Raw genomic sequence first — 21,450 nt, 5'->3', positions numbered from 1 at the left:
GCGTTCGGGGCGCGCAACGCGCTGTCGACAAGCCCACCGGCTTTCCTGTACGGCCGAGATCTTCTTTGCTTTGTCCATCGACAGCCGAGATCGGGCGCGGCGGCCGCACGAGAACGGCGTTTTCTTTTCGGAGCTACTGTAATGCGATTCTTCTCTGCGAGCCGCGTCGCGGCGCTCGTCGCGGCGACGCTCCTCGGCGCAATCGCCGGCGCGCCGGCGCGGGCCGACGATCTCGACGCGATTCGCGCCGCCAAGACCCTGCGCATCGGCACCGAGGGCACCTACGCGCCCTTCACGTTCCACGACGCGTCCGGGCAGCTCGTCGGCTTCGACGTCGAGATCGGCCGCAAGGTCGCCGAGCAGCTGGGCGTCACGCCGCAATTCCTCGAGGGCAAGTGGGACGGGCTGATCGCCGGCCTCGACGGCAAGCGCTACGACGTGGTGATCAACCAGGTCGGCATCACCAAGGAGCGGCAGGCGAAGTTCGACTTCTCCGAGCCCTACATCCGCGCGCGGGCCGTGCTGATCACCCGGGCGGACCGGTCCGACATCAAGTCCTTCGCGGATCTCAAGGGCAGGAAGGCCGCCCAGAGCCTCTCCAGCAACTTCGCGCGCCTCGCCGAGCAGTCCGGCGCCGAGCTCGTCGGGACGGACGGCTTCGACCAGTCGATCCAGCTCGTCCTCACCGGCCGCGCCGACGCCACCGTCAACGACAGCCTGTCGTTCCTGGATTTCCACAAGCAGAAGCCGAACGCCCCCGTGAAGATCGCCGCCGAGCAGGCCGACGCGGACGCCTCCGGGATCATCATGCGCAAGAACAACCCGGCGCTGAAGGCGGCGATCGACAAGGCGCTGGAGGCGATCAAGGCCGACGGCAGCTACGCGGCGATCGCCCAGAAGTACTTCGGGGCCGACGTCTCCAAGTAGACCGTCCGCAGAGGGCCCGCCCGGACGAGTCCCGCCCGGGGCGCCGCCCCGTACAGCCCCACGCTTCGATCGCCCGGTAGGAGACGCCGCCCCGTGCCGCACTGGCTCGACCTCATGCTCCAGTCGCTGGGGCCGCTGCTCGCGGCCGGCCTGCACTTCACCGTGCCGCTGACGCTCATCACCTTCGTGCTGGGCCTCGCGCTCGGGCTCGGGACCGCTCTCGTGCGCCTGTTCGCGCCCCGGCCCCTGGCGGCCCTGGCCTGGTTCTACGTGTGGATCTTCCGGGGCACGCCGCTCCTCGTGCAGCTGTTCGTGATCTTCTACGGCCTGCCGAGCGCCGGCATCCTGATCGACGCCTTCCCGGCCGCCGTGATCGGGTTCACCCTCAACGTCGGCGCCTACACGTCGGAGATCGTCCGCGCCGCCATCGCCTCCATCCCGAAGGGCCAGTGGGAGGCGGCCTACGCCACCGGCATGAATCCGGTCCAGGCCCTGCGCCGCACGATCCTGCCCCAGGCGGCGCGGGTGGCGGTGCCGTCGCTCGCCAACTCCTTCATCGCGCTGGTGAAGGACACGTCGCTCGCGGCCGCCATCACGGTGCCGGAGCTGTTCCAGGCGGCCCAGCGCATCGTCGCCGTCACCTACGAGCCGCTGATCCTCTACATCGAGGTGGCGCTGATCTACCTCGTCCTGTCGACGCTCCTGTCCTGGCTCCAGACGCTGCTGGAGCGGCGCCTCGGGCGCTACGGCGGCTACCTGGAGGCCCGCGCGTGATCGCCCTGTCGGCCATCGAGAAGCGCTTCGGCGACAACCCGGTCCTGCGGGGCGTCGACCTCGCGGTGCCGGAGGGGCGGGTCACGGCGCTGATCGGCCCCTCGGGCTCGGGCAAGTCGACGCTCCTGCGCTGCGCGAACCTGCTGGAGGTCCCGCAGGCCGGGACGCTGACCCTCGGCGACATACGCCTCACCTTCCGGCCCGGTAGCCCGCCGGCGCGGCGCGACGTGCTCGCCGTGCGCCGGCAGACCGGCATGGTGTTCCAGAACTTCCAGCTCTTCCCCCACCGGACCGTGATGGAGAACGTCACCGAGGGGCTCGTCACCGTCGGCAAGTGGCCGCAGGACCGGGCGCGGGCGCGCGCCCTGGAGCTGCTGGAGCGCGTCGGCCTCGCCCACAAGGCCGCGGACTGGCCCGCCAGCCTGTCGGGCGGCCAGCAGCAGCGGGTGGCGATCGCCCGGGCGCTGGCCCCCTCCCCGCGCCTGCTGCTCTGCGACGAGCCGACCTCGGCCCTCGACCCGGAACTCGCCGCCGAGGTGGTGGACGTGCTCGCCGGCCTCGCGAACGCGGGCACGACCATGCTGATGGCGACCCACGACCTGCGCCTCGCGCGGCGCGTCGCCGACACGGTGGTGTTCCTGGAAGGGGGGCATATCGTCGAGCAGGGCGCGGCCGCCGACGTCTTCGCCCGGCCGGCCGACCCGCGCACCCGCCGGTTCGTCCGGACGCTGCTCGGCGAGGCGGCCGAAGGGGCGTGAAAAGTGGCCTGAGAAGGGGCCTACGGAACGGGCCGGGACGCGGGATTCAGCGCGTCAGGCAGCGGAGCGTGAGAAGATCCTCAACGGTGAGCGCGGTCCCGAAGACCAGGGGCCGCCAGGCCGGCAGGGTGGCGAGGCTCAGGCCGGCCGCCAGGGCGAGCCAGGGCAGGACCGGGCTCAGGCCGGGACCGGCGGCCCTCACGCGGGATTCCGCGCCAGCGACGCCTCCTCGCCCTTGCCGACCACCACGAGGCCCAGGCCCGCGGCCAGCATGGCGCCGCCCCAGAGCAGGAAGCCGATGTCCCAGTAGAGCCACTGCTCCGGCGGTGCCCGCTCGTTGACGTGGTGCACGCCGAGGATCTCGTGGTCGATCAGGCCCTCGACGAGGTTGAACAGGCCCCAGCCGATCAGGAGCGACCCGGCGAGCAGCTTGCTGGACCAGTAGAGGTGCGTGCGGTGCGCGGCGCGCCAGAGGAGGAACAGCCCGAGGACCACGAAGACGTAGGTCGCGCTGTGGAAGAGGCCGTCCCAGCGGGTGTTCAGCTCGAGGTTCGGGATCGTGTCGATCGGGTACCAGCTGCTCAGCATGTGGTGCCATTGCAGGATCTGGTGCAGCACGATCCCGTCGAAGAAGCCGCCGAGGCCGAGCCCGAACAGGATGCCGGCGCTCACGGGGAAGACGCGCTCCCGGGTGTCGGCCGCTCTCTCAACCGCCCTGTCAGCCGCTCTGTCAGCCACTCTCATGCGCAACTCCGGCGTGGCGGAGGCCGCGGCCGCGCGGGCGACGGCGTCCTGCGGGGAACCCGCCCGGGGCGCCGGCGGATCCGTCACGCCTCCCGCGGGACCGCTTCCGGTCGCGAGACCATCCGCAGGTAGACGGCGAGCCCCGCCAGGAAGACCGCGAGGCCGAGCCCGGTGGCGTAGGGCGCGAAATCCTTGCCGGCCACGGCGATCGCCGAGCTGTGGCCCGCCAGGAGGTCGGTGCCGGCGAGCAGCACGCCCACGAAGCTCTCGCCGACGAGGAACCCGGACGCGAGGAGGACACCCCGGCGGCGGGCGGTGCCGACCGTCCTGTCGGCCTTCGCGTCGCCCTTCGCGCCGACCCGGGCGCGCAGCCGGCGCTCGGCGACCCAGCCGAGGATGCCGCCGATGGCGATCGTCATCTCCACCGAGAGCGGCAGGTACATGCCGATGCCGACCGTCAGGGCCGGGAAGGTGAGGTCGCGCCGCTTCAGCCACGTCTCGGCCGCCACCAGGACCACCCCGAGCCCGGCTCCGATCAGCACCATGGTCCAGGGCAACTCGCCGTGCGTGATGCCGTTGGCGATCTGGGTCATCAGGGCCGCCTGGGGCGCCGGCATGGCGCTCCCCGCGTCCTGCCCGTCCCGCGCGGGGGCACCGACGAAGCCGTAGGCCTCGTAGAGCAGCGACAGGAGCGGGGCGATCACCACGGCGCCGACCCCGACGCCGAGGATGAGCGCGATCTGCTGGTGCCAGGGCGTGGCGCCCAGCACCTGCCCGGTCTTCAGGTCCTGCAGGTTGTCGTTGGCGATCGACGAGGTGGTGATGATGACCGACGTCAGCAGCAGCGCCATGCCGGTGACGAACCGGTCTCCCTCGGGCCCGGCAGAATGCCCCAGGACCAGGGGCAGGAGCAGCGCGGTCGCCATCGTGGTCAGGATGCCGATCCCCGAGATCGGGCTCGACGAGGAGCCCAGCAGGCCCGCGAGGTAGCCGCAGGCCGCCGCCATCAGGAAGCCGAACAGGACGGTGAACAGGGTGGCGGCCACCGCCAGCACGATCGTAAGGCCGCCGAGTTCGGCGGCCCCGGCGAAGGCCCAGAACAGCAGCGCGAGCGGCACGCACAGGCCCAGGGTCGCGGCGGCCACCCAGGTGATCGGCAGGTCGCGGTCCTCGCGCGGGTGATCCTTGCCGAGACCGCCGCTGCCCGACAGGGCGGCGCGGATGCTCCCGAGGATCGGGCGCGCCAGCGAGCCCACGGTCCAGAGCCCGCCCACCGCGATGATCCCGGCGCCCATGAGGCGCACTTGGCCCGACCAGACCGCCTCGGCGGCCGCGCCCGCCGACTTGGCGGGATCGGGCGACAGGGCGGTGAGGATCGGGACCGCGATCCCCCAGGCGATCAGGACGCCGGTCAGCAGCGCGAGGCAGGCGCCGATGCCCACGAGGTAGCCGACGCCGACCAGCGCCAGCGAGAAGCCGGTCCCGGTGCGGAACACCGCGCCGCCGAGGCTGACCGCGCCGTTGAGCCCCTCGCCCAGGACCTTCAGCCCCGTGGTGGCGAGCCCGATCGTCCCGGCGGCTGCGGCGGCCCCGAGCAGGTCCCGCAGGCCGTGGCCGCCCTGCTCCTCGTGGCCGGTCCTGAGCACCTCCGCGGCGGCGATGCCCTCGGGATAGGGGAGATCGCTGCCCGACACGAGCGCGCGGCGGAGCGGGATCGAGAAGGCGACGCCGAGCAGGCCGCCCAGCAGGCAGACCGCTGTGGTCTGCCAGAACGGGAAGCCGTGCCAGTGGCCGACGAGGACGAGCCCGGGAAGCGCCAGGATGACGTTGCACAGGGTGCCGGCCGCCGAGGCCTGCGTCTGCACGATGTTGTTCTCGAGGATGCCGGCGCCGCCCATCAGCCGGAACGCGCCCATCGAGATCATCGCGGCCGGGATCGAGGACGAGAACGTCATCCCGGTCTTCAGGCCCATGTAGAGGTTGGCGGCCATGAACACGACCGTGATGGCCGCGCCGAGCGCGATCCCCCGCAGGGTCAGCTCGGCCTGACGGTCCTGCGTCGTCGGCGTGATCGTCGGGCTGCGGGCGTCCATCGTCCACTCGGGCTGCGACAGGCACAGCACGCGAGGGGCCGGAAACGTTCCCGCGCCGCGCCCGGCCCGCCCGGCCTCACCCTGCCCCGCCCCGCCCTGGGGCGATGTGTCCCGGCGCCGACCGGGCCTGTGATGCAGTCACCCGGCGCGGCGGCGGGTTTGGCAGCAGACCGCCCCGTCCGGGTGCGATCCGCTCCTCGTCGGGAAGGCGCCGCCTTGTCCAAGTGGTATCTCTACGGCATCGCCCTCGTGGCCGGCGTCGCGAACGCCATCGAGCCGGGCCAGAACGCCACGCTGGCGAAGGTCACGGGGCAGCCGATGCTGGCCGGCCTGTTCTGCTTCGGCCTCGCGATCGTCTGCTTCCTCGCCGCGATGGCCGTCGCCCGGCTGCGCGGCCGCTCCCAGGCCGAAGCGGCCACGCCCGTGCCCTGGTGGGCTTGGCCGGGCGGCGTGCTCGGGGCGGCAGTCGTCCTGGCGCAGCTCTACATCTCCGAGAAAGTCGGCGCGGCGCCGTTCCTGGGCTGCGTGATCACCGCGGGCGTGGTCGGCTCGATCCTCCTCGACCATCACGGCCTCGTGGGCTTCGCGCGCCACCGCGCCGGGCGCTGGCGCATCCTCGGCGGCGCGCTGATGGTCGCGGGCGTCGCCCTCGTGGCGGCGTTCTGACGGACCCGTCGATCCGAACGCCTCGCACCCTCAGGATCCCAGCATGCTCTTCCTGTACGGCTTCGCGCTGCTCGCGGGCATCGCCACCGCGATCGAACCGGGCCAGAACGCGGGCCTCGCCAAGTCCCTCGCGCGGCCGCTGCTCGCCGGCGTGGTGAGCCTCGTCGTCAGCGTCGCGGCGATCTGCGTCGCCATGCTGGTGACGGGGCAGTACGGGTGGCCGTCGCTGGAACGCCTCGCGCAGGTGCCCTGGTGGGCGTGGCTCGGCGGCGTGATGAGCGCGGGCCTGACGATGGCGCAGCTCTCCGTCTCCGCGCGGATCGGGGCCGCCACCTTTCTCGGACTGATCGTGACGGCGGGCGTCGTCACGTCGATCCTGCTCGACCATTTCGGCCTCGTGGGCTTCAAGGTCCACGAGGCCGGCCTGTGGCGCATCCTCGGCGGCGCCCTGATGATAGGCGGCGTGGCGCTGGTCGCCCGGTTCTGAGGCCCGCCCCGCCGGATCAGATCGTCCAGCCGCCGTCGATCACGACGGCTTGGCCGGTCGTGTAGGTCGCGCCCGCGAGGTAGACGGCGAGGTCGGCGATCTCCTCGGGCGTGCCGAGCCGGCCAATCGGCTGGCGCGCGATGAAGGCCGCGCGGGTCTGCTCGTAGTCGCCCTGCTGGCGGATGCGCTCCTGCAGCGACGGGCTCTCCACCGTGCCGGGGCAGATGGCGTTGCAGCGGATGTTGTGGCCGACATAGTCGGCGGCCACCGCCTTGGTCAGGCCGATCACCGCCGCCTTCGTCACCCCGTAGGCGAAGCGGTTGGGCACGCCCTTCACCGAGGAGGCCACCGAGGCCATGTTGACGATGGCGCCGTCGCGGCGCTCCAGCATGCCGGGCAGGACCGCCCGGATCGTGCGGATCATCGCCTTGACGTTGAGGTCGAGGGCGCAGTCGAGCTCGTCGTCGCGCATCTCCAGGATGGTGCCGGCGTGGACGGTGCCGGCGCAGTTGAACAGGATGTCGACCGCGCCGATGCGCGCGACCAGGGCCCCGACCGCCTCCGCGTCCAGCACGTCGAGGGTCGCGGTGCTCAGGCTGTCGGCGCGCAGGTCGGCGAGGGCGTCCGCGTTGATGTCGGTGGCGTGGACCCGCGCCCCGGCGCGGGCGAAGGCGAGCGCGCTGGCGCGCCCGATCCCCTGACCCGCCGCCGTGACCAGGACCGTCTTTCCGGAAAGATCTGCCATTGCTCGCTCCAGCAGGCTGCGCGGCGCCGCGCGGGCGTCCGGACCGGGCCGCGCCCGGCGGGGCCGCCGATCAGGTCCGGTGGGCCCGGCCGAGCGGCCCATCCTTGTAGGTTCTGACCGCGCCGGGCTCCAGGCCCGATCGCGTCGGATCCGCGGCCGCCGTTCGGGCGTTCTCCCGGCGTCACCGTACCTAAGGAGGATCGCCGTGGGGCTCGCCGCCTTCGTCTTCTTCGTCGTCCCGTGGATGGCCGTCGCGATCTGGATGTCGATGCGGCCGTCCGGCGCGCGCCTCGGCACTCCGTCCGCCCCCTGGCGCCCGCTGACGGATTACCCGCCGCCGGCCCGGGATCAGCGGCAGGCCGGCGAGACGCGGAGCATGGAGTCGGGCTCCGCCCACGACGGCAAGCACGCGCCGATCGAGGCCGTCTAGAGCGCCCGCCGCCGGATTAACTACTGGCCCGGCGCGCGCGAGCGTGTCGGGAGAAGAGTTCCGCGCCGGGTCAGGCCTCCGCCTGCAGCAGGTGGAGGTTGAAATCTCCGCCCTCCCCCGTCCACAGGGCGCGGGGCTGCCAGCCGCTCTCGGCCGCGAGCGCCCGGAAGGCGTCCGCCGGGTACTTGTGCGACGTGTCGGTCCGGACGCTCTCCCCCGCCGCGAACGCGATGGTCCGGTCGCCCAGCCGGTAGCTCGCCGGCCGGGTCGCGACGAGGTGGGCCTCGACCCGCAGCGGGTCCGGGCAGATCCGCACGGCGTGCCGGAAATTGTCGCTGTCGAAATCGGCGCCGAGTTCCCGGTTCAGCCGCGTCAGGATGTTGCGGTGGAACGCGGCCATGAGGCCGTCGGCGCGCCCGTAGGCGCGCTGCAGGCGGTCCGGGTCGGCGGTGCCGTCCGCGCCGACGAGGAAGAGGCTCGGCCCGAGCGTGGCGCGCGCGCGCTCGAGGAACTGCCGGGCCCCGCGCGGGTCGAAGTTGCCGATGCTCGTTCCCGGATAGAAGCCCAGGATGCCCCCCGGCCCGGCCCCTCGCGGCAGCTGGACCGGCTGCGAGTAGTCGGCGCAGACCGGGATCATCGGGATGCCGGGGTAATCGGCGGCCAGCCGCCGGATCGCGGCCTCCAGGTACGCCCCGGAGATGTCGATCGCCACGTAGGCTGCCGGTTCGGGCAGCGCGTCGAGGAGCGTGCGGATCTTGCGGCTCGCGCCGCTGCCGAACTCGACGACGGTCACCCCCGGCCGCACCCGGCGCGCCACGTCGGCGGCGACCTGCGGCAGGACGGTCATCTCCTGCGCGGTCGGGTAGTAGTCGGCGCTGTGGCAGATCCTGTCGAACAGGTCCGAGCCGGTCTCGTCCCAGAGATACTTTCCCGGCAGCGTCTTCGGCTCGGCGGAGAGGCCCGCGAGGGCGTCCCGGAGCAAGGTGTCGGTCGAGCTGTCGGTCGAGCTGTCGATCATGGCCGGGTCACCGGGCGCGCGGCGGTCAGGACGACGAGGGCGAGCCGCTCGACCGCGTCGTAGGCGGGCGTCGCGAGTTCCTCACCGTACGCGTCCGGGTCGAACTCGCGGTAGGTCCAGTCCAACCCGGCCCGGTCGCAGAGGTCGGCCACGGCGTCGCGGAACGGGTCCGCCCCGTCGACGATGGCCGCGCCGGTGAACAGGACGAGGCTGCCGCCGGGCGCGAGCCGCCCGGCCGCCTGCTCGGCCACCGCGAGCGGCAGCCCGGCCCCGAGGGGGCCGCCGCCGTGCCGGTAGGCCCGTTCCGCCGTGTCGATCATGAAGGGTGGGTTCGACACGATGAGGTCGAACGGGCCCTCGACGTCGCGCAGCAGGTCGCTGCGGCGGACATCGACCCCGTCGGTCCCGGCGAGCCGGGCGTTGACGCGCGCCGCCCGCATGGCCGCCGGGTTGATGTCCACGAGCACCACCTCGGCGCCCGGCGCCCTCTTGGCGACGCAGATCCCGGCCGCGCCCGAGCCGCAGCCGATATCGACCGCGCGCCGCACCGGCCGCGACCGCGCCTCGAGATGCGCGATCACCGCCGCGGCGAAGCGCGCCGTGTCGGGCCCGAAGAACACCGCGTCGGCCGCGCTCGGGGGATACGCGGAATGGGCGAACAGCTCGCCGTCGAGGCTGGAGACGCGCAGCGTCGGCCGCAGCAGCGGGCCGTCCTCGATCACGGCGCCGGCCGCCCGCATCAGGCGCAGGATCGGCTCCGGGACCAAGTCGGCGCGGAACGGCCGGCTCCAACCGAACACGTCGCGCAGGCTGCGCGCCTCGGCGTGCCGCGGCCGGGCGTTGACGTGGGCGTGGGTGGCCGGGGTCACGGTGGTGAAGGTGTAGCCGGTCTCGCGCAGGGCGCGCGCCAGCGCCAGCACCGCCTCCTCGTCCTCGGGAAACGGAGCGGCAATCGGAACGGAACGCGTCATCGGTCGGCCCTCAGCTGTCCATCCGGCGCATCACGAAGGCGCCCGACGCGCGATCGGCGGCGACCTGCCGGGCGTCCCCGGTCGAACAGCACCGCGAAGCTCCGGAACAGGCCCGGCTGCGCGCGGTACCGACAGAGGAAGGCGAGCAGGGCTGGGTAGATGCGGGCGTCGTCCAGGCCCGATGAAGTCCCGGAACCGCGCGGCGACGGGATGGTGATCGTCATACGTAGAAAGCTGCATCGGAGCGTCGGTTCACACCACCGGTAGCGGGCGCGCGCGCACCCCCGCCCGAACGGCCGCGGTGTCGTCCCGACTCGAATGCCCGGAGAACCGGAAGCCGCAGGCATTGTTCCCGGCGCAATACGCGCGGATCGGCCCCTGATCTATGTTAATCCCGGAGTTCAAACATCTTGTTTTGGTTTAATACTCACATGATGTAGATCGACACACGGAATGACCGATGATCGGGCCCACGGACATGCGGGCACGGCGGGTTGCCGCGCGGGACCGCGGTGCGGCGGCGCGGCCACGCTCGCCGGGTCGCGATCGTCGCCGGAGGCGGCGTTAACCATCCGATTACCGTGCGATCCTAGCGCGATCGACTGAAACGGCGCCCCCGCGCCGGCCGGTCGCGCACGATGAACGCCGCATCATTCCTGTATTCCTGGTCCGCCGCCGCCGCGACGCACCTCGATCTGTTCGGGTCGCTGGGCCTGATCCTGGGCTTTACTGCGGGGGTGATGCCGCGGCGCGCCTGGATCCTCGCGGCCTCGGCGGCCTGTGCCGCCTGCTTCGGCGCGCATTACCTGACGCTCGGGGCGCTCACCGGGACGGCGATGTGCGCCATCTCGGTGCTGCAGAGCCTCGTCTCCCTCCGATGCGTCGGCGCGCCCGGCCGGGGCGGCTGGGTGCCGCCGGTCTTCGCCGCGAGCACCCTCGCGGCGGCGTGCCTGACGGCGGCCACGTGGAACGGCTGGCCGTCGGCCTGCGCGGCCGCGGGCTCGCTGCTCGCCACCGGCGCGCGGCTCCAGGCGGCGCCGCAGGCGATGCGGCAGCTCTTCCTCGGCGCCTCCCTGTGCTGGGCCGGGCACAATCTCCTGGTCGGCTCGGTCTTCGGACTGACCTGCGACGTGCTGACGATCCTCGGTCTCGCGATCGCGCTGCTGCGCGCCGCCCCGGTTCCGCCGATGGAGCCGGTCGCGCCCGACTGCGCGCGGGCGTGAGACGCCCCGGGCCTGCGGCGATGGATCCGGGAAACCCGCCGCGGCCCCGCCGTTGCACGGGAGCGGGCGCGTGACGCCCCGCGGCCGAGGAAGAGAGCGGGATTTGCCGGACGCGACCTATCCACCCCTCGACGTGCTCAAGCCGGTGGCCGAGGGCGTCTGGATCGTCGACAGCGGGCCGCTCCGCGCCCTCGGCATCCCCCTGCCCGTCCGGATGACCGTCGTCCGTCTCGGGGACGGATCGGTCTGGCTGCACTCCCCCACGCGCTACGACGCGGGCCTGCACCGCGCGATCGCCGCGCTCGGACCGATCCGCCACCTGGTCGCGCCCAACATCGCCCACTGGACCTTCCTGAAGGACTGGCAGGCGCAGTGTCCGGAAGCCCTGACCTGGGCAGCCCCGAACCTGCGCGAGCGCCGCCAGGTCCGCCGCGCCGGCCTGCGCGTCGACCGGGTCCTGGAGGATGCGGCGCCGCCCGACTGGGCGGCGGACCTGCGCCAGGTCGTCGTGCCGGGCGGGTTCGGCTTCCGGGAAGTCGCGTTCTTCCACGGCGCGAGCCGCACGCTGATCCTGACCGACCTCGTCCTCAACCTGGAGCCGGCGAAGATGCCGGCGCTGCTGCGTCCGCTCCTGCGCCTCGCCCGCATGACGCCGCCGCACGGCGAGCCGCCGCCCTACCTGCGCCTCGTGATCAGGCTCCGGCGGCGCGACGCCGCGCGGGCGGCCGCGGATCTCGTCGGCTTGGCGCCGGAACGGGTCGTGTTCGCGCACGGACTCTGGTTCGCCGCGGACGGTGCGGCCCGGCTGAGACGCTCGCTCCGCTGGCTCGGGACGCCGTCCTGAGGATCACCCCGAGGATCGCCGTCGCCGCCGTCAGGCCGCGGCGATCAGCTGCCGCATGATCCAGGCCCGGGCCGCCGGAAGGTCCGCGAACAGCGGCGGCCCGAGGGGATCGATCGGGCCGAACCCGGCTTCGAGGAACCACTTCCCGGCATCGGCCCCGTGCTGCGCCGAGAGACGGACCAGGATCGCGACCAGGAACCCGTCGGCGAAGACGAGCTGACTCTCGGCATCGTCGCTGCCGGTCGCGACCTGCACGGCCTGCAGGCTCAGGATCATGCGGCCATCGCCTTCACGACGCGAGCGGGTTGAGGGCGTGCGACCGGAGGCGATCGTCGCACCGCGGCGACGGCGCGGATCTCCGTGCCGGCACACTGATCAATCAGCCCTTCGCCCCGAAGTTCCGGCCTCGCGGCGGTCCGGAACACGGCCGGAACCGCCCGGTTGGCCAACCATGGACCGGTGGCCGCGCGGAGCAGGATCGCAGATGGATGACAGGCAGATGGCCCGCGGGCTGGCTTGGTTCGGGATCGGGCTCGGCCTCGCCGAGACCTTCGCGCCCCGGCGCGTCGCCGCCGCGACCGGCCTCGACGGCCACGAGGGCCTGATCCAGCTCTACGGCCTGCGCGAGATCGCCTCGGGCGCGGCGATCCTGGCTGCCGCCGAGCCGGAGCGGCATCTCGGCCTGCGGGTGGGCGGGGATCTCCTCGATGCCGGCCTGCTGGCGGCCCGCGCCACGCCCTCGAACCCGCGGCGCAACCGCACCCTGGCCGCGGCCCTGGCGGTGGCGCCCGTCGTCATGCTGGATGCCGCCATCTGGCTGAGAGCGCGCGACAGGCGCGGCCCATCTCCGGGCGATCCCGGCCGGAGGTCCGGCGCGATCGCGCGATGACCGTTACATGGGTGGCGACGGGGGTGGCGACGGGGATGTGGCGACGGGAGCGGTGCGCTCAGGGCTGTCCGGGCGCGTCCTTCGCCGGGTCTCGCCCAGAATCGTCCGCCTCGCCTTCCGCGGCGGGTTCGGTCCCCTCGATCGCGCGGGCGAGCTCGGTCAGCACCTCCTCCACCATCGGCGGCCAGGGGGCCCTCTCCTCATCCATCAGGCGGGCCGCGCCGACCAGCGCGGAGATCTGCGCCTCGTAGACCGGGCGGCCTACCAGCTGCGCGTAGCGCACGCGCGCCGCGAGCGCCGTGGCCAGGCGCTGAACCTCCGCGATCTTCGCGCTCGGCGCGCCGCTGCCGTCGCCGTTGCCCATCCGTCCACCCCCTCGGGATCCTCACCGATCCTCATAGGCCATGGCCGGGACACAGTCAGGACCGGCTACCAGGCTTCGAGAATCCGGCCGCCGACGAGCGCGACGACGACACCGACGAGCAGCGCCATGCCGATGTCCCGGAGCGGCGCGGTGATCAAGCCGACCTCGGGAGCCGGCGGCGACACGTAGCGGGTCAGGCTCTCGGGCAGCGCCGGCGCCGGCGGCACGGGGGCCCTCCGCCGAAGGGCCAGGCGGATGCGGTGCATGGGCGTGATCCCCGGACGAACTCAGGCGGTCTCGACCTGGCGGGGCCCGGCGGCCGCCTGGGCCTTCCGCGCGGACGTCTTCGGGCGGACGAAATCGCCGAGGGGCTTGCAGGTCGGCAGGCCGATCACCTCGACCGACCGGGTCGCGGCCTGCGGCGCCGCATTGCGCGGAACGAGAACCTCCGTCCCGTCCGCATGCTCCGTCTGCCCTTCGCCGAGATCCGGCAGCTCGACGCGATGCCCGACCAGGTACGCCTCGATATCGATGAGGCGGTGGCGCAGCCGCCAGATATCGTTCTCGACGCCGTTGATCTGCACGAGGAGGTCGGAGACGGTGCCCTGACGCGCCGCGATCGCCGAGAGCACAGAGGCCCGCTCGTTCAGCAGCACGGCCTTGACGGTCGGGTTCATGACGTACGCCTCCGAATGTTACAGCACCACGATTCCCGAATTCGGAAGCGAAGACAGTTCTCAAAATGGCTTAGCCGTTACGCCCGAAGGTGAACGGCCGCATTCAGCCGCCGAATGACTCGCGCCGGGGCGCCGATCGCGCGCGGAGGCGGGAACTTCTCGCGCGCGCGTGCGTCAGTTTCGCACAGACCGACGCACGCAGTGCTGGGAGCTTCACATGCGCAGATCCGCGACTCTCGCCATGGCCGCCGCCCTGACCCTGGCCTCCGTCACCGCTTGGGCCGACCCGGTGAGCCAGACGGGCACCGGCGGCGGGCCCGCCACCACCGCCAAGGCGCCCCATACCGCCGCGACCGGCCAGACGGTGCCCAATCCCGGCGCCCTCGGTCCGAACGAGACCGGCAGCATCGAGCGCCGCGACGCTGTCGAGGAGCGCAACGACGCGATCACCCGCGGCATCTGCATCGGCTGCAACCGCTGATAGCGGCGGACCGACGGCTGCAGGGCGTCGGCAAGACCGCGCGCCTACGGCGTCCCGGCCATGACCGCGATTCATGGCCGGGGTGCGGTGGCCGCGGCCGGGGGTTGAAGCCCCGGCCGCTCTGGCCCAAATCAGCGCGCCTCACCCACCATGAACAGGAGTGAACACGTGGCAAACGAGTCTGTCGAACAGGCGGCAGAGAAGACCTATTTCGGCTTGACCCTCTCGCAGCACGCGGACCGGATCCGGAAGCTCGCGACGGAGCGGGGCCTGACCGGGGAGACGTTCGACCGCGTGACCGCGCAGGCCGTGGCGATGATCCCGACCATCAAGGTGACCGACGCCGCCCAGCGGTGAGCCGGGCCGGGCCGATCATCGCTCGGCCCGCAGCCCCTTGAGCATGCGCCGGGCGATGGTCCGCACGGCCTCATCGTCCCGCGCCTCGCCCTCGACCGTATCCCACAGGTGGACGAGGCTGCCCTCGAGCTCGTCCAGCAGCTCCGGGTTCTTCCGCGCCAGGAACCGCATCGTCCCGAACAGAAGGTGCTCGGTCGCCATCTCGCGCCGGCGCGCCTCGGTGACGGGATCCGCGTGCGGCTTGGATGTCTGATCGCTCATGGCCGGCCAACGGTCCGCGCGGGCCGCGGTTCGCCGGGCCGTGCGCGGTGCGACGCCGCGGACGGCCCCGAGCCTCGACGACGCACGCGACCGGGAACAGCGCCGGACCGACACGGTTTTCCGGTCAGGAACGGGCGTCCGGAGAGGGCTGACGATGGCCGAGGCGGATCCGCGCAAACCCGGGGACGAGGCCCCGCCCGGCACGCCGGGCACCGGCGAGAACCTGTGCCGGACCTGCGGCGGCACCGGCAAGGTCGCCGACGCGCAGTGCTCCGATTGCCGGGGCAGCGGCACGGTCACGACCGGCATCGGCGGCGCCTGACGCCGTATCACCCGGCACGATCGGCGCGGAGACCGCGACGCGCTCAGCGCCGCAGCGCGCCGAGCCACGCGGTGAGCGGCTCCACGAACGCCGCCCAGGTCCGTGACCACACCGTGCCGGTGCGGGCGTCCGCCGGGCGTGCGCCGGACATCAGGGCCGCCACCAGGGCATCCTCGCGGGCCTTGCACTCGTCGAGGGCGTTGCGCTCGTCGCCGGCGCGGCTCTGCCCCGTCGGCTGATGCCCCGTGGCGTCCCGCAGGCAGCGGTGCCACGCGCGCTCCAGCTCGGCCGGATCGGTGGCTCCGGCGGCCGGCCCCGCAACCGCAGGTCCGGTGGTCAGGAGGAGCATCGCGGACAAGCTGAGCACCGGCATGCGCATGCTCGCTCTATGCCCGATTCGTGCCCCCGAGGGATAGAACGTAGCAGCAACAGTGGCCGCGGCTCGGCACGGCTGGGCTCGGCCGCCGGTCAGCCGGCCCGGCCGTGCCTCGCCACCCGGCAGCCGTGATCCATCAGGTATTCGGCACTGGCCTCAGGCTCCCGATAGGCGAGCAGGATCATCCCGCCCCGCGGATCCCCGGGATCGGCCTCCACCGCCGCGAAGCTCGCGTCGTGCAGGTGGCCCTGCCAGCCCGGCACGCGGGCCAGAGCGGCGAACGGATTGAACGCCGCGACCGCGTCCGCCGGGACCCGCATGGCGAGGTAGGACACCTCCGCCAGCGGCACCGGGAACGGGGCCCAGCTGTCGCCGACGGCATCGCCGTGGGCCTTCAGGGCCGCCGTGACGCTCCGGCGCATGCAGTCGAGGTGGATGTGCAGCTGATCCTGGCTGCGGCCGCCCACGGAATTCACCTCCAGGCCCACCGCGGAGGGCGGCAGGCGGCCCTGCAGCGCGTCCGACACGTAGTGCCGGGCCGCGAGCGCCGCCCGCCAGTAGGCCGCTCCCCGCGGTCCCTGGAGCACGGGGGCCTCGATGCCCGAGACGCTGTCGGTAGGCATCACCACCGTGTGGGTAGGCTGGCCCGGCGCCCGCAGCACCGCCGTTCCCGGGCGCACCGCGTCGCCGAGATCGACCGCGAGGCAGGGAAAGCTCCGGCCCGCGGCCTTCTTGGCGAGCACGCAGCCCTGCAGCGCCACCCAGAGCACGTCCCGCACCGGATTGGCCGCGATCGCGGCCGGCATCACCGAGAAGGCGAGAAGGGTCGCGACGACCAGAGTACCACGCATGATCAGATGTTCCGGTCCCCGGCCGGCGTTATGATACGTCGGGCGGCGCGCCATCGTTGTACGCGGCCGCCGTCGCCGCGAGGTTACGTTTCCGCGATGCTGAGATCGAACGCGCAGTGGCACGGCCTGATACGGGTCGCGGCCTGGATCCTGGTGGCGCTGATCGCCGCGATCACGCTGGTGCCGATCGGCCTCCGCCCGGTGGTCACGGCCAATCCCAGCTACGAGCGCGTCGCGGCCTACGCTCTGGCCGGGCTGCTCATGACGGTGGCCTACCCGCGGCACTGGCTCTGGATCCTGGCGGGCAGCGTCGTCCTGGCCGGCGGCCTGGAAGCCGGCCAGACCCTCACCGGGACCCGCCACGGCCGGTTCGACGACTTCCTGATCAAGGCCGCCGCCGGGCTCGTCGGCGCCCTGGCCGGCCGCCCGCTCGCGATCCTGGCCGACCGCGCGCTTGCCGGCGGCACCGCGGCCGGCACCACCCTGGCCGGCCGCGATCTGGGCGACCGCACCTGCGGCTGAGCCGTGTCCGCCGTCGCGCCCATGCCGCCGGCGCATGGCCGCGGCGCCGGTCCGGTGCCGGACGACGGGCCGCGCGCGGAAACCGCCGAGCTTGACCCGCGTTGCTTTCAAGGGGCTCTCACGCGAGGTGCTGCATGTTCGGCGCGGCCAAGCTCACGGGACGGTTCTGGTTCCGCAAGACGTGGACGGGCAAGCTGGTCCTGCTCGTCGAGGAAGAGAGGCCGCGGTGGTTCAGCCGCACCGGCCTCACCAAGCTCCGCTGGCGCGACGCCCGCCTGCTCGACTTGGCCGAGGCGCCGATGCGCACCCTGATGACCCTCGAGCGCAGCTACCGCGCCGACTACGCGGCCGGGCCCGCGCGGGTCCTGCAGGCCGTCATCCCGCCCGGGACGCGGGGCGCGATCGCCACGCCGATCGGGACCGCGGCCAACGCCTGAGCGTCGCCGCGGCGCGAGGGCGCGGGCCGAGCATGGAGGGGCAGGGCTCGGCCCGCCTGTCGTTCGGCTTCTTACCCCCAAAGCCGGAGCGACCCTGTCAGTGACCACGGTCAGGGTTAACGCTTTGTGAAGAGCCCCGCCCGGTCCGGCCGGTCGGCTGCGGCCGGAGGCGCCCGAGGATCCGGCAGTCGGGGTGCCGGCGGGCGAAAGATCCGGCACGAAATGCGTCACTGATCTATGTTGGTATTCGCCACTCCATTCGGTAGATAACAGGCATAATGGGTTATCTTCGTGCAGATAAGGACTTGACTGTCGAGAAGCGAATGCACGTTCATGGATCACTCCCACGTGAGAGGCGCCCATGGAAGATAGCAATCCTGCACCGCATCAGGACCCGATCGATTTCGTCGAGCTGACCGCCGATATTGTTTCGGCTTATGTCGCCAACAACTCCGTTCCGGTTCCCGACCTCCCGTCGCTGCTGTCGGGCGTCCACGCCGCGCTGGCCGGTCTCGGGCACGCGACGGTCACGTCGGAGCCCGAATTCAAGAAGGCGACGCCCGCGCAGATCAAGAAGTCGATCACGCCCGACGCCCTGATCAGCTTCATCGACGGCAAGCCGTACAAGACGCTCAAGCGGCATCTCACCGGCAACGGCATGACGATCGAGCAGTACCGGCAGCGCTACGGGCTGCCGCCGGACTACCCGACGACCGCGTCCAACTACTCGGCGATGCGCGCTGAGTTCGCCCGCAACGCCGGCCTCGGCCACAAGCGCCGCGGCCCGGCCGCCAAGCGGAGCGAGCCCGCGGAGACCGTCGCGGCGGAGGCCGGTGCCGGCACGAAGGCTCCCAAGAGCCGCAAGACCCGGAAGGCCGCCGCGGAGGCGTGAGGCCCCGGCCGCGCGCTCCGGCGCGCACTGCCGGCGCCCCGCGCGCCAGGACCTGAGATGACGGGACCGGGTACGGCCTCGCCGGACCCACCCGTCACCTCCCGGCCGGTCCCGGACCGGCGCGCGTCGGAACGACCCCTGCGGCCAGCCGTTGGGCCGGTTGAACGCCCGACCGCGCGACGGAGCCACGCTTGACCCGATCGATCCCCGCCCTCGTCCTCGCCGCCGCCACGCTGGCCGCCCTTCCGGCCGCGGCCCGGGCGCAGGATCGGCCCGGCCCCGGGGCGGCGCCACCGGCCGAGACCGCGCCGAAGCCGGCGGCCGACACGAAGGACCCGGGCAAGACCGCGACGGAGGCCGTCACCCACCCGTCCGCCGTGCCGCCGACGGAGGGCGCGGTCGGTACCGGCAAGCCCCCAGCCACGGGCGACGCCCCGACGACCGGCCGGTAGAGTCCGCCCCCGCACCCCCAACCCTGTCCGCCCGCCGCCCCCCCCCGGCCGGCGGCCACATCCCCGTCGCGGCCGAGCCTCGTCCCGGCCGCGCATCGGCCCTGTCGGGCGAGGTGAGCCGGATCATGCGTCCAGACCGGGCCGTTCACGCCGGCCGCGCGCCCATCGTCCGCGCTCGAAACCCGGCACGTCCCTGGTGGCGCCTGCTGCGCCGGCACAGCACCGGCATCGCCGCGCCGGACCCGCGTCTCTGGGCCCTGACCCTGGCGATCGTCGCGGTCGACGCCGTCTGGATGGCGGCGTCCGGGATCGCCGCCGAGCCCCTGGGCTTCGCGCTCGCGGGCCTCGCCGTCCTCGTCCTGCTGAGCGCCGCCGCCTGCCTGAGCACGGTGAAGTCCGACCCGCCCCTGCGCGGCATGGCCCTGGCGAGCGCGTTCCTCATCGCCTTCACGGTGCCGGTGGCGGTCCTGCACTTCCTCGCCGCCGGGATCGGGCTGCCCTTCGTCGATCCCGCGCTGGCCCGCATCGAGGCCGCCCTCGGCTTCGACTGGACCGGTCACGTGGCGTTCCTGGCGCGGCACCCGACGCTGTCGTGGTGGCTGGCGCTCGCCTACCATTCCAGCGGCCCGCAGGTCGGGCTCGTGGTGATCGCGCTGAGCGCGACCCGCCGCCTCGGCCGGCTCTGGACCTACATCCGGCTGTTTTCCGCGACGCTGCTGTGCGTGATCGTCCTCGCCGCCCTGCTGCCGGCCCTCGGCCCCTACGCCCACTACGCCCCGCGGGTCGTCCCGTCCGAGCCCCTGGAGACGGTCGGCGCGCTCTGGCACCTGGAGCCGGTGGCGCGGCTTCGGGCCGGCAGCCTGCACACGCTGGCGCTCGGCGACCTGCGCGGCCTCGCGACCTTCCCGTCCTTCCACGTGTGCCTCGCGATCCTCACGGCCTGGGCGCTGGCGCCGATGCCGCTCCTCGGCCCCCTGGCCGTCCTGCTGAACGCCGCCGTGATCGTCGCGACCGTCGGGTCGGGCGGTCATTACCTTCCGGACGTGCTGGCGGGCGGTCTCCTGGCCCTCGCGGCCCTGGCCTGCCGCGCCCGGCGGCGCGGGTCGACGGCCGATCCCGCCGCGCGCGATCCCACCACCCGGAGGATCTACGCGCTCGAGGCGATCCGGCCCGCCGACGCCTGAGAACGGGTCGGGCCGCGAACATCCCCCCGCCCGGCGGATGGGCCAGGGAGCGGGGAAGGCGCGACGATGACCCGGGCCCGGTGGACGATCCGCGGTTCCGTCGCCGCCGCGCGGCTCCGGTCGATGTCCGAGACGCCCACGGGCGCCGACGGCACCGCCCGGATCCCGCGGCCCCGACGGCCCCGCTTGCCCCCCGACCCCGCGCTCCATAGATCCCGACGATGACGGCACTCCCCTTCGACAACAGCTACGCCCGCCTGCCGGAGCGCTTCTACGCCCGCCGGCCGCCGACGCCCGTGGCGGCGCCGCGCCTCGTCCGGCTGAACCGCGCGCTCGCCGAGGAGCTCGGCCTCGATCCGGACTGGCTCGCCGGCCCGGACGGCGTCGCGGCGCTCGCGGGGAACGCCGTCCCGGACGGCGCCGACCCGATCGCCGCGGCCTATGCCGGGCACCAGTTCGGCCAGTTCGTGCCCCAGCTCGGCGACGGCCGCGCGGTCCTGCTCGGCGAGGTCGTCGACCGGAACGGGCGCCGCCGCGACATCCAGCTGAAGGGCGCGGGCCCGACGCCGTTCTCCCGGCGGGGCGACGGGCGGGCAGCGCTCGGCCCGGTCCTGCGCGAGTACCTCGTCAGCGAGGCCATGGCGGCGCTCGGCATACCGACCACCCGGGCCCTCGCCGCCGTGACGACCGGCGAGCCGGTGGTGCGCGAGACGCTCCTGCCGGGCGCGGTCCTCACGCGCGTGGCGGCGAGCCACATCCGGGTCGGCACCTTCCAGTTCTTCGCGGCGCGGGGCGACGTCGAGGGCCTGCGGGCGCTCGCCGACCACGTCGTCGCCCGGCACCATCCGGACGCGGCCGGGGCCGGCAATCCCTACCGGGCGCTGCTGGAGGGCGTCGTCGCGGCCCAGGCGGCCCTCGTCGCCCGCTGGTTGCACGTCGGCTTCGTCCACGGGGTGATGAACACCGACAACATGTCGGTCGCGGGCGAGACGATCGATTACGGGCCCTGCGCGTTCCTCGACGCCTACGATCCCCGGACGGTCTACAGCTCCATCGACCGCAACGGCCGCTACGCCTACGGCCAGCAGCCGCGGATCGCGCTCTGGAACCTGACCCGCCTCGCCGAGACCCTGCTGCCGCTCCTCGCCGAGGGCGAGGACGCCGCGGTCGCCGAGGCCGAGGCGGCGCTGGCCACCTACGCGCCGCGCTTCGAGGCGGCCTATCACGGCGGCCTCGCCCGCAAGCTCGGCCTCGCCGAGACCCGCGACGGCGACGCCGAGCTGGCGGGCGACCTCCTCAAGGGCATGGCCGAGAACCAGGCCGACTTCACCCTGACGTTCCGCCGGCTCTGCGACGCGGCGGCGCGGCCTGAGGCCGACGCGGCCGTGCGCGACCTGTTCGTCGACCCGACGCGCTACGATGCCTGGGCGGCCGCGTGGCGCGCGCGGCTGGCGCAGGAGGCACGCGACCCGGTCGAGACCGCCGCCGCGATGCGCCGGGAGAACCCGGCCTTCATCCCGCGCAACCATCGGGTCGAAGCGATGATCGAGGCCGCCGTGGAGCGGGACGACTTCGCTCCGTTCGCGACGCTCCTCGCCGTGCTGGCCCGCCCCTACGACGACCAGCCGGACCACGCCGCCTTCGCGGAGGCGCCCGCGGGCGGCGGCGTCGGCTACCGGACCTTCTGCGGCACCTGAGCCCGCGC

The 21,450-nt window shown here is 73.3% G+C and carries 31 protein-coding genes; 18 read left to right on the top strand and 13 right to left on the bottom strand.

Features of this window, described 5'->3' with window-relative positions:
- Positions 1-141: 141 nt before the first annotated feature.
- From BMY19_RS10115 to BMY19_RS10105, 3 genes are all read left to right on the top strand, one after another.
- A complete protein-coding gene (locus BMY19_RS10115) occupies positions 142-927 on the top strand; it encodes an amino acid ABC transporter substrate-binding protein (RefSeq protein ID WP_091977881.1) in 786 nt (261 codons plus the stop codon).
- Between the two features lie 93 nt (positions 928-1,020).
- Entirely contained in the window at positions 1,021-1,701 is a 681-nt protein-coding gene (locus tag BMY19_RS10110; RefSeq protein WP_100251596.1) for an amino acid ABC transporter permease, read from the top strand.
- A complete protein-coding gene (locus BMY19_RS10105; protein WP_091926431.1) occupies positions 1,698-2,459 on the top strand; it encodes an amino acid ABC transporter ATP-binding protein in 762 nt (253 codons plus the stop codon). Before BMY19_RS10110 ends, BMY19_RS10105 begins: the two co-directional genes overlap by 4 nt.
- Before the next feature lie 46 nt (positions 2,460-2,505).
- Here the strand turns inward: BMY19_RS10105 and BMY19_RS30855 are convergent, their stop codons facing one another.
- The 3 genes from BMY19_RS30855 to BMY19_RS10095 all read right to left on the bottom strand — a co-directional run bounded on the left by BMY19_RS30855 (position 2,506) and on the right by BMY19_RS10095 (position 5,296).
- The gene (locus tag BMY19_RS30855; protein ID WP_170862939.1) at positions 2,506-2,661 is read right to left on the bottom strand and encodes a hypothetical protein; all 156 of its coding nucleotides are present in this window, start codon (positions 2,659-2,661) and stop codon (positions 2,506-2,508) included.
- Positions 2,658-3,131, bottom strand: coding sequence for a DUF2243 domain-containing protein (locus tag BMY19_RS10100; RefSeq protein WP_091676107.1), 474 nt, complete (start codon positions 3,129-3,131; stop codon positions 2,658-2,660). The genes BMY19_RS30855 and BMY19_RS10100 overlap by 4 nt, the downstream gene beginning before the upstream one ends.
- 155 nt (positions 3,132-3,286) lie before the next feature.
- Positions 3,287-5,296 (bottom strand): OPT family oligopeptide transporter, encoded by a 2,010-nt coding sequence (locus BMY19_RS10095; RefSeq protein WP_100251629.1) that lies wholly within the window; start codon positions 5,294-5,296, stop codon positions 3,287-3,289.
- A 216-nt stretch (positions 5,297-5,512) separates the two neighbouring features.
- Here BMY19_RS10095 and BMY19_RS10090 point away from each other — a divergent pair, with 216 nt between their 5' ends.
- A complete protein-coding gene (locus BMY19_RS10090; protein WP_100251595.1) occupies positions 5,513-5,962 on the top strand; it encodes a DMT family transporter in 450 nt (149 codons plus the stop codon).
- Positions 5,963-6,005: 43 nt separating this feature from the next.
- A complete protein-coding gene (locus BMY19_RS10085; RefSeq protein ID WP_100251594.1) occupies positions 6,006-6,449 on the top strand; it encodes a DMT family transporter in 444 nt (147 codons plus the stop codon).
- 16 nt (positions 6,450-6,465) lie between these two features.
- Here the strand turns inward: BMY19_RS10085 and BMY19_RS10080 are convergent, their stop codons facing one another.
- Entirely contained in the window at positions 6,466-7,194 is a 729-nt protein-coding gene (locus BMY19_RS10080; protein WP_100251593.1) for an SDR family oxidoreductase, read from the bottom strand.
- A gap of 205 nt (positions 7,195-7,399) precedes the next feature.
- On the opposite strand from BMY19_RS10080, the gene BMY19_RS10075 reads away from it, so the two are divergent.
- Positions 7,400-7,624 carry a hypothetical protein gene (locus BMY19_RS10075; protein WP_020090971.1) on the top strand — a complete coding sequence of 75 codons (225 nt, stop codon included), beginning with the start codon at positions 7,400-7,402 and terminating at the stop codon, positions 7,622-7,624.
- A gap of 70 nt (positions 7,625-7,694) precedes the next feature.
- Here BMY19_RS10075 and egtD read toward each other — a convergent pair whose 3' ends face one another.
- Entirely contained in the window at positions 7,695-8,642 is a 948-nt protein-coding gene (gene egtD / locus BMY19_RS10070; RefSeq protein WP_100251592.1) for an L-histidine N(alpha)-methyltransferase, read from the bottom strand.
- Positions 8,639-9,613 (bottom strand): methyltransferase, encoded by a 975-nt coding sequence (locus BMY19_RS10065; protein ID WP_100251591.1) that lies wholly within the window; start codon positions 9,611-9,613, stop codon positions 8,639-8,641. The genes egtD and BMY19_RS10065 overlap by 4 nt, the downstream gene beginning before the upstream one ends.
- 638 nt (positions 9,614-10,251) lie before the next feature.
- Here BMY19_RS10065 and BMY19_RS10055 point away from each other — a divergent pair.
- A complete protein-coding gene (locus BMY19_RS10055; RefSeq protein WP_020090974.1) occupies positions 10,252-10,836 on the top strand; it encodes a YgjV family protein in 585 nt (194 codons plus the stop codon).
- 103 nt (positions 10,837-10,939) lie between these two features.
- Positions 10,940-11,680: a DUF4336 domain-containing protein gene (locus tag BMY19_RS10050; RefSeq protein WP_091676086.1), complete on the top strand. Its 741-nt coding sequence runs from the start codon at positions 10,940-10,942 to the stop codon at positions 11,678-11,680.
- A 30-nt stretch (positions 11,681-11,710) separates the two neighbouring features.
- On the opposite strand, the gene BMY19_RS10045 is transcribed toward BMY19_RS10050, so the two are convergent.
- The gene (locus BMY19_RS10045; RefSeq protein ID WP_091676084.1) at positions 11,711-11,956 is read right to left on the bottom strand and encodes a hypothetical protein; all 246 of its coding nucleotides are present in this window, start codon (positions 11,954-11,956) and stop codon (positions 11,711-11,713) included.
- 208 nt (positions 11,957-12,164) lie between these two features.
- On the opposite strand from BMY19_RS10045, the gene BMY19_RS10040 reads away from it, so the two are divergent.
- Positions 12,165-12,569: a hypothetical protein gene (locus tag BMY19_RS10040; protein WP_020090977.1), complete on the top strand. Its 405-nt coding sequence runs from the start codon at positions 12,165-12,167 to the stop codon at positions 12,567-12,569.
- A gap of 58 nt (positions 12,570-12,627) precedes the next feature.
- On the opposite strand, the gene BMY19_RS10035 is transcribed toward BMY19_RS10040, so the two are convergent.
- From BMY19_RS10035 to BMY19_RS10025, 3 genes are all read right to left on the bottom strand, one after another.
- Positions 12,628-12,933, bottom strand: coding sequence for a hypothetical protein (locus BMY19_RS10035; RefSeq protein ID WP_056522904.1), 306 nt, complete (start codon positions 12,931-12,933; stop codon positions 12,628-12,630).
- Between the two features lie 65 nt (positions 12,934-12,998).
- On the bottom strand, positions 12,999-13,199 hold the full coding sequence (locus tag BMY19_RS10030) for a hypothetical protein (RefSeq protein ID WP_056522902.1): 201 nt from the start codon (positions 13,197-13,199) through the stop codon (positions 12,999-13,001).
- 21 nt (positions 13,200-13,220) lie between these two features.
- Positions 13,221-13,610 (bottom strand): hypothetical protein, encoded by a 390-nt coding sequence (locus BMY19_RS10025; RefSeq protein WP_100251590.1) that lies wholly within the window; start codon positions 13,608-13,610, stop codon positions 13,221-13,223.
- A 217-nt stretch (positions 13,611-13,827) separates the two neighbouring features.
- On the opposite strand from BMY19_RS10025, the gene BMY19_RS10020 reads away from it, so the two are divergent.
- Positions 13,828-14,091, top strand: a complete 264-nt coding sequence (locus BMY19_RS10020) for a hypothetical protein (RefSeq protein ID WP_026604594.1) — start codon at positions 13,828-13,830, stop codon at positions 14,089-14,091.
- Positions 14,092-14,259: 168 nt separating this feature from the next.
- The gene (locus tag BMY19_RS10015; RefSeq protein ID WP_020090982.1) at positions 14,260-14,448 is read left to right on the top strand and encodes a hypothetical protein; all 189 of its coding nucleotides are present in this window, start codon (positions 14,260-14,262) and stop codon (positions 14,446-14,448) included.
- Between the two features lie 15 nt (positions 14,449-14,463).
- On the opposite strand, the gene BMY19_RS10010 is transcribed toward BMY19_RS10015, so the two are convergent.
- The gene (locus BMY19_RS10010; protein WP_170862938.1) at positions 14,464-14,709 is read right to left on the bottom strand and encodes a hypothetical protein; all 246 of its coding nucleotides are present in this window, start codon (positions 14,707-14,709) and stop codon (positions 14,464-14,466) included.
- Between the two features lie 154 nt (positions 14,710-14,863).
- Here BMY19_RS10010 and BMY19_RS30850 point away from each other — a divergent pair, with 154 nt between their 5' ends.
- Positions 14,864-15,031, top strand: coding sequence for a hypothetical protein (locus tag BMY19_RS30850; protein WP_020090984.1), 168 nt, complete (start codon positions 14,864-14,866; stop codon positions 15,029-15,031).
- A 43-nt stretch (positions 15,032-15,074) separates the two neighbouring features.
- On the opposite strand, the gene BMY19_RS10005 is transcribed toward BMY19_RS30850, so the two are convergent.
- Together BMY19_RS10005 and BMY19_RS10000 are read right to left on the bottom strand one after the other, a co-directional pair.
- Positions 15,075-15,404, bottom strand: a complete 330-nt coding sequence (locus BMY19_RS10005) for a hypothetical protein (RefSeq protein WP_244491794.1) — start codon at positions 15,402-15,404, stop codon at positions 15,075-15,077.
- A gap of 95 nt (positions 15,405-15,499) precedes the next feature.
- Positions 15,500-16,258 (bottom strand): CDP-diacylglycerol diphosphatase, encoded by a 759-nt coding sequence (locus tag BMY19_RS10000; RefSeq protein ID WP_100251627.1) that lies wholly within the window; start codon positions 16,256-16,258, stop codon positions 15,500-15,502.
- A 96-nt stretch (positions 16,259-16,354) separates the two neighbouring features.
- Between BMY19_RS10000 and BMY19_RS09995 the strand changes: the two genes are divergently transcribed.
- The 6 genes from BMY19_RS09995 (at position 16,355) to BMY19_RS09970 (ending at position 21,442) form a co-directional block, all read left to right on the top strand.
- Positions 16,355-16,780, top strand: a complete 426-nt coding sequence (locus tag BMY19_RS09995; protein ID WP_056522893.1) for a hypothetical protein — start codon at positions 16,355-16,357, stop codon at positions 16,778-16,780.
- 134 nt (positions 16,781-16,914) lie between these two features.
- Positions 16,915-17,217: a hypothetical protein gene (locus BMY19_RS09990; RefSeq protein WP_020090988.1), complete on the top strand. Its 303-nt coding sequence runs from the start codon at positions 16,915-16,917 to the stop codon at positions 17,215-17,217.
- Positions 17,218-17,578: 361 nt separating this feature from the next.
- The gene (locus BMY19_RS09985) at positions 17,579-18,109 is read left to right on the top strand and encodes a Ros/MucR family transcriptional regulator (protein WP_100251589.1); all 531 of its coding nucleotides are present in this window, start codon (positions 17,579-17,581) and stop codon (positions 18,107-18,109) included.
- 191 nt (positions 18,110-18,300) lie between these two features.
- On the top strand, positions 18,301-18,561 hold the full coding sequence (locus BMY19_RS09980) for a hypothetical protein (protein WP_020090990.1): 261 nt from the start codon (positions 18,301-18,303) through the stop codon (positions 18,559-18,561).
- A 125-nt stretch (positions 18,562-18,686) separates the two neighbouring features.
- Positions 18,687-19,745 carry a phosphatase PAP2 family protein gene (locus tag BMY19_RS09975; protein WP_100251588.1) on the top strand — a complete coding sequence of 353 codons (1,059 nt, stop codon included), beginning with the start codon at positions 18,687-18,689 and terminating at the stop codon, positions 19,743-19,745.
- A gap of 221 nt (positions 19,746-19,966) precedes the next feature.
- Positions 19,967-21,442 (top strand): protein adenylyltransferase SelO, encoded by a 1,476-nt coding sequence (locus BMY19_RS09970; protein WP_100251587.1) that lies wholly within the window; start codon positions 19,967-19,969, stop codon positions 21,440-21,442.
- The last annotated feature ends 8 nt before the right edge of the window (positions 21,443-21,450 follow it).

The organism is Methylobacterium sp. UNC300MFChir4.1, from assembly GCF_900110155.1.
Taxonomy (GTDB): Bacteria; Pseudomonadota; Alphaproteobacteria; order Rhizobiales; family Beijerinckiaceae; genus Methylobacterium.
This window is presented reverse-complemented; position numbering and strand designations above follow the sequence as displayed.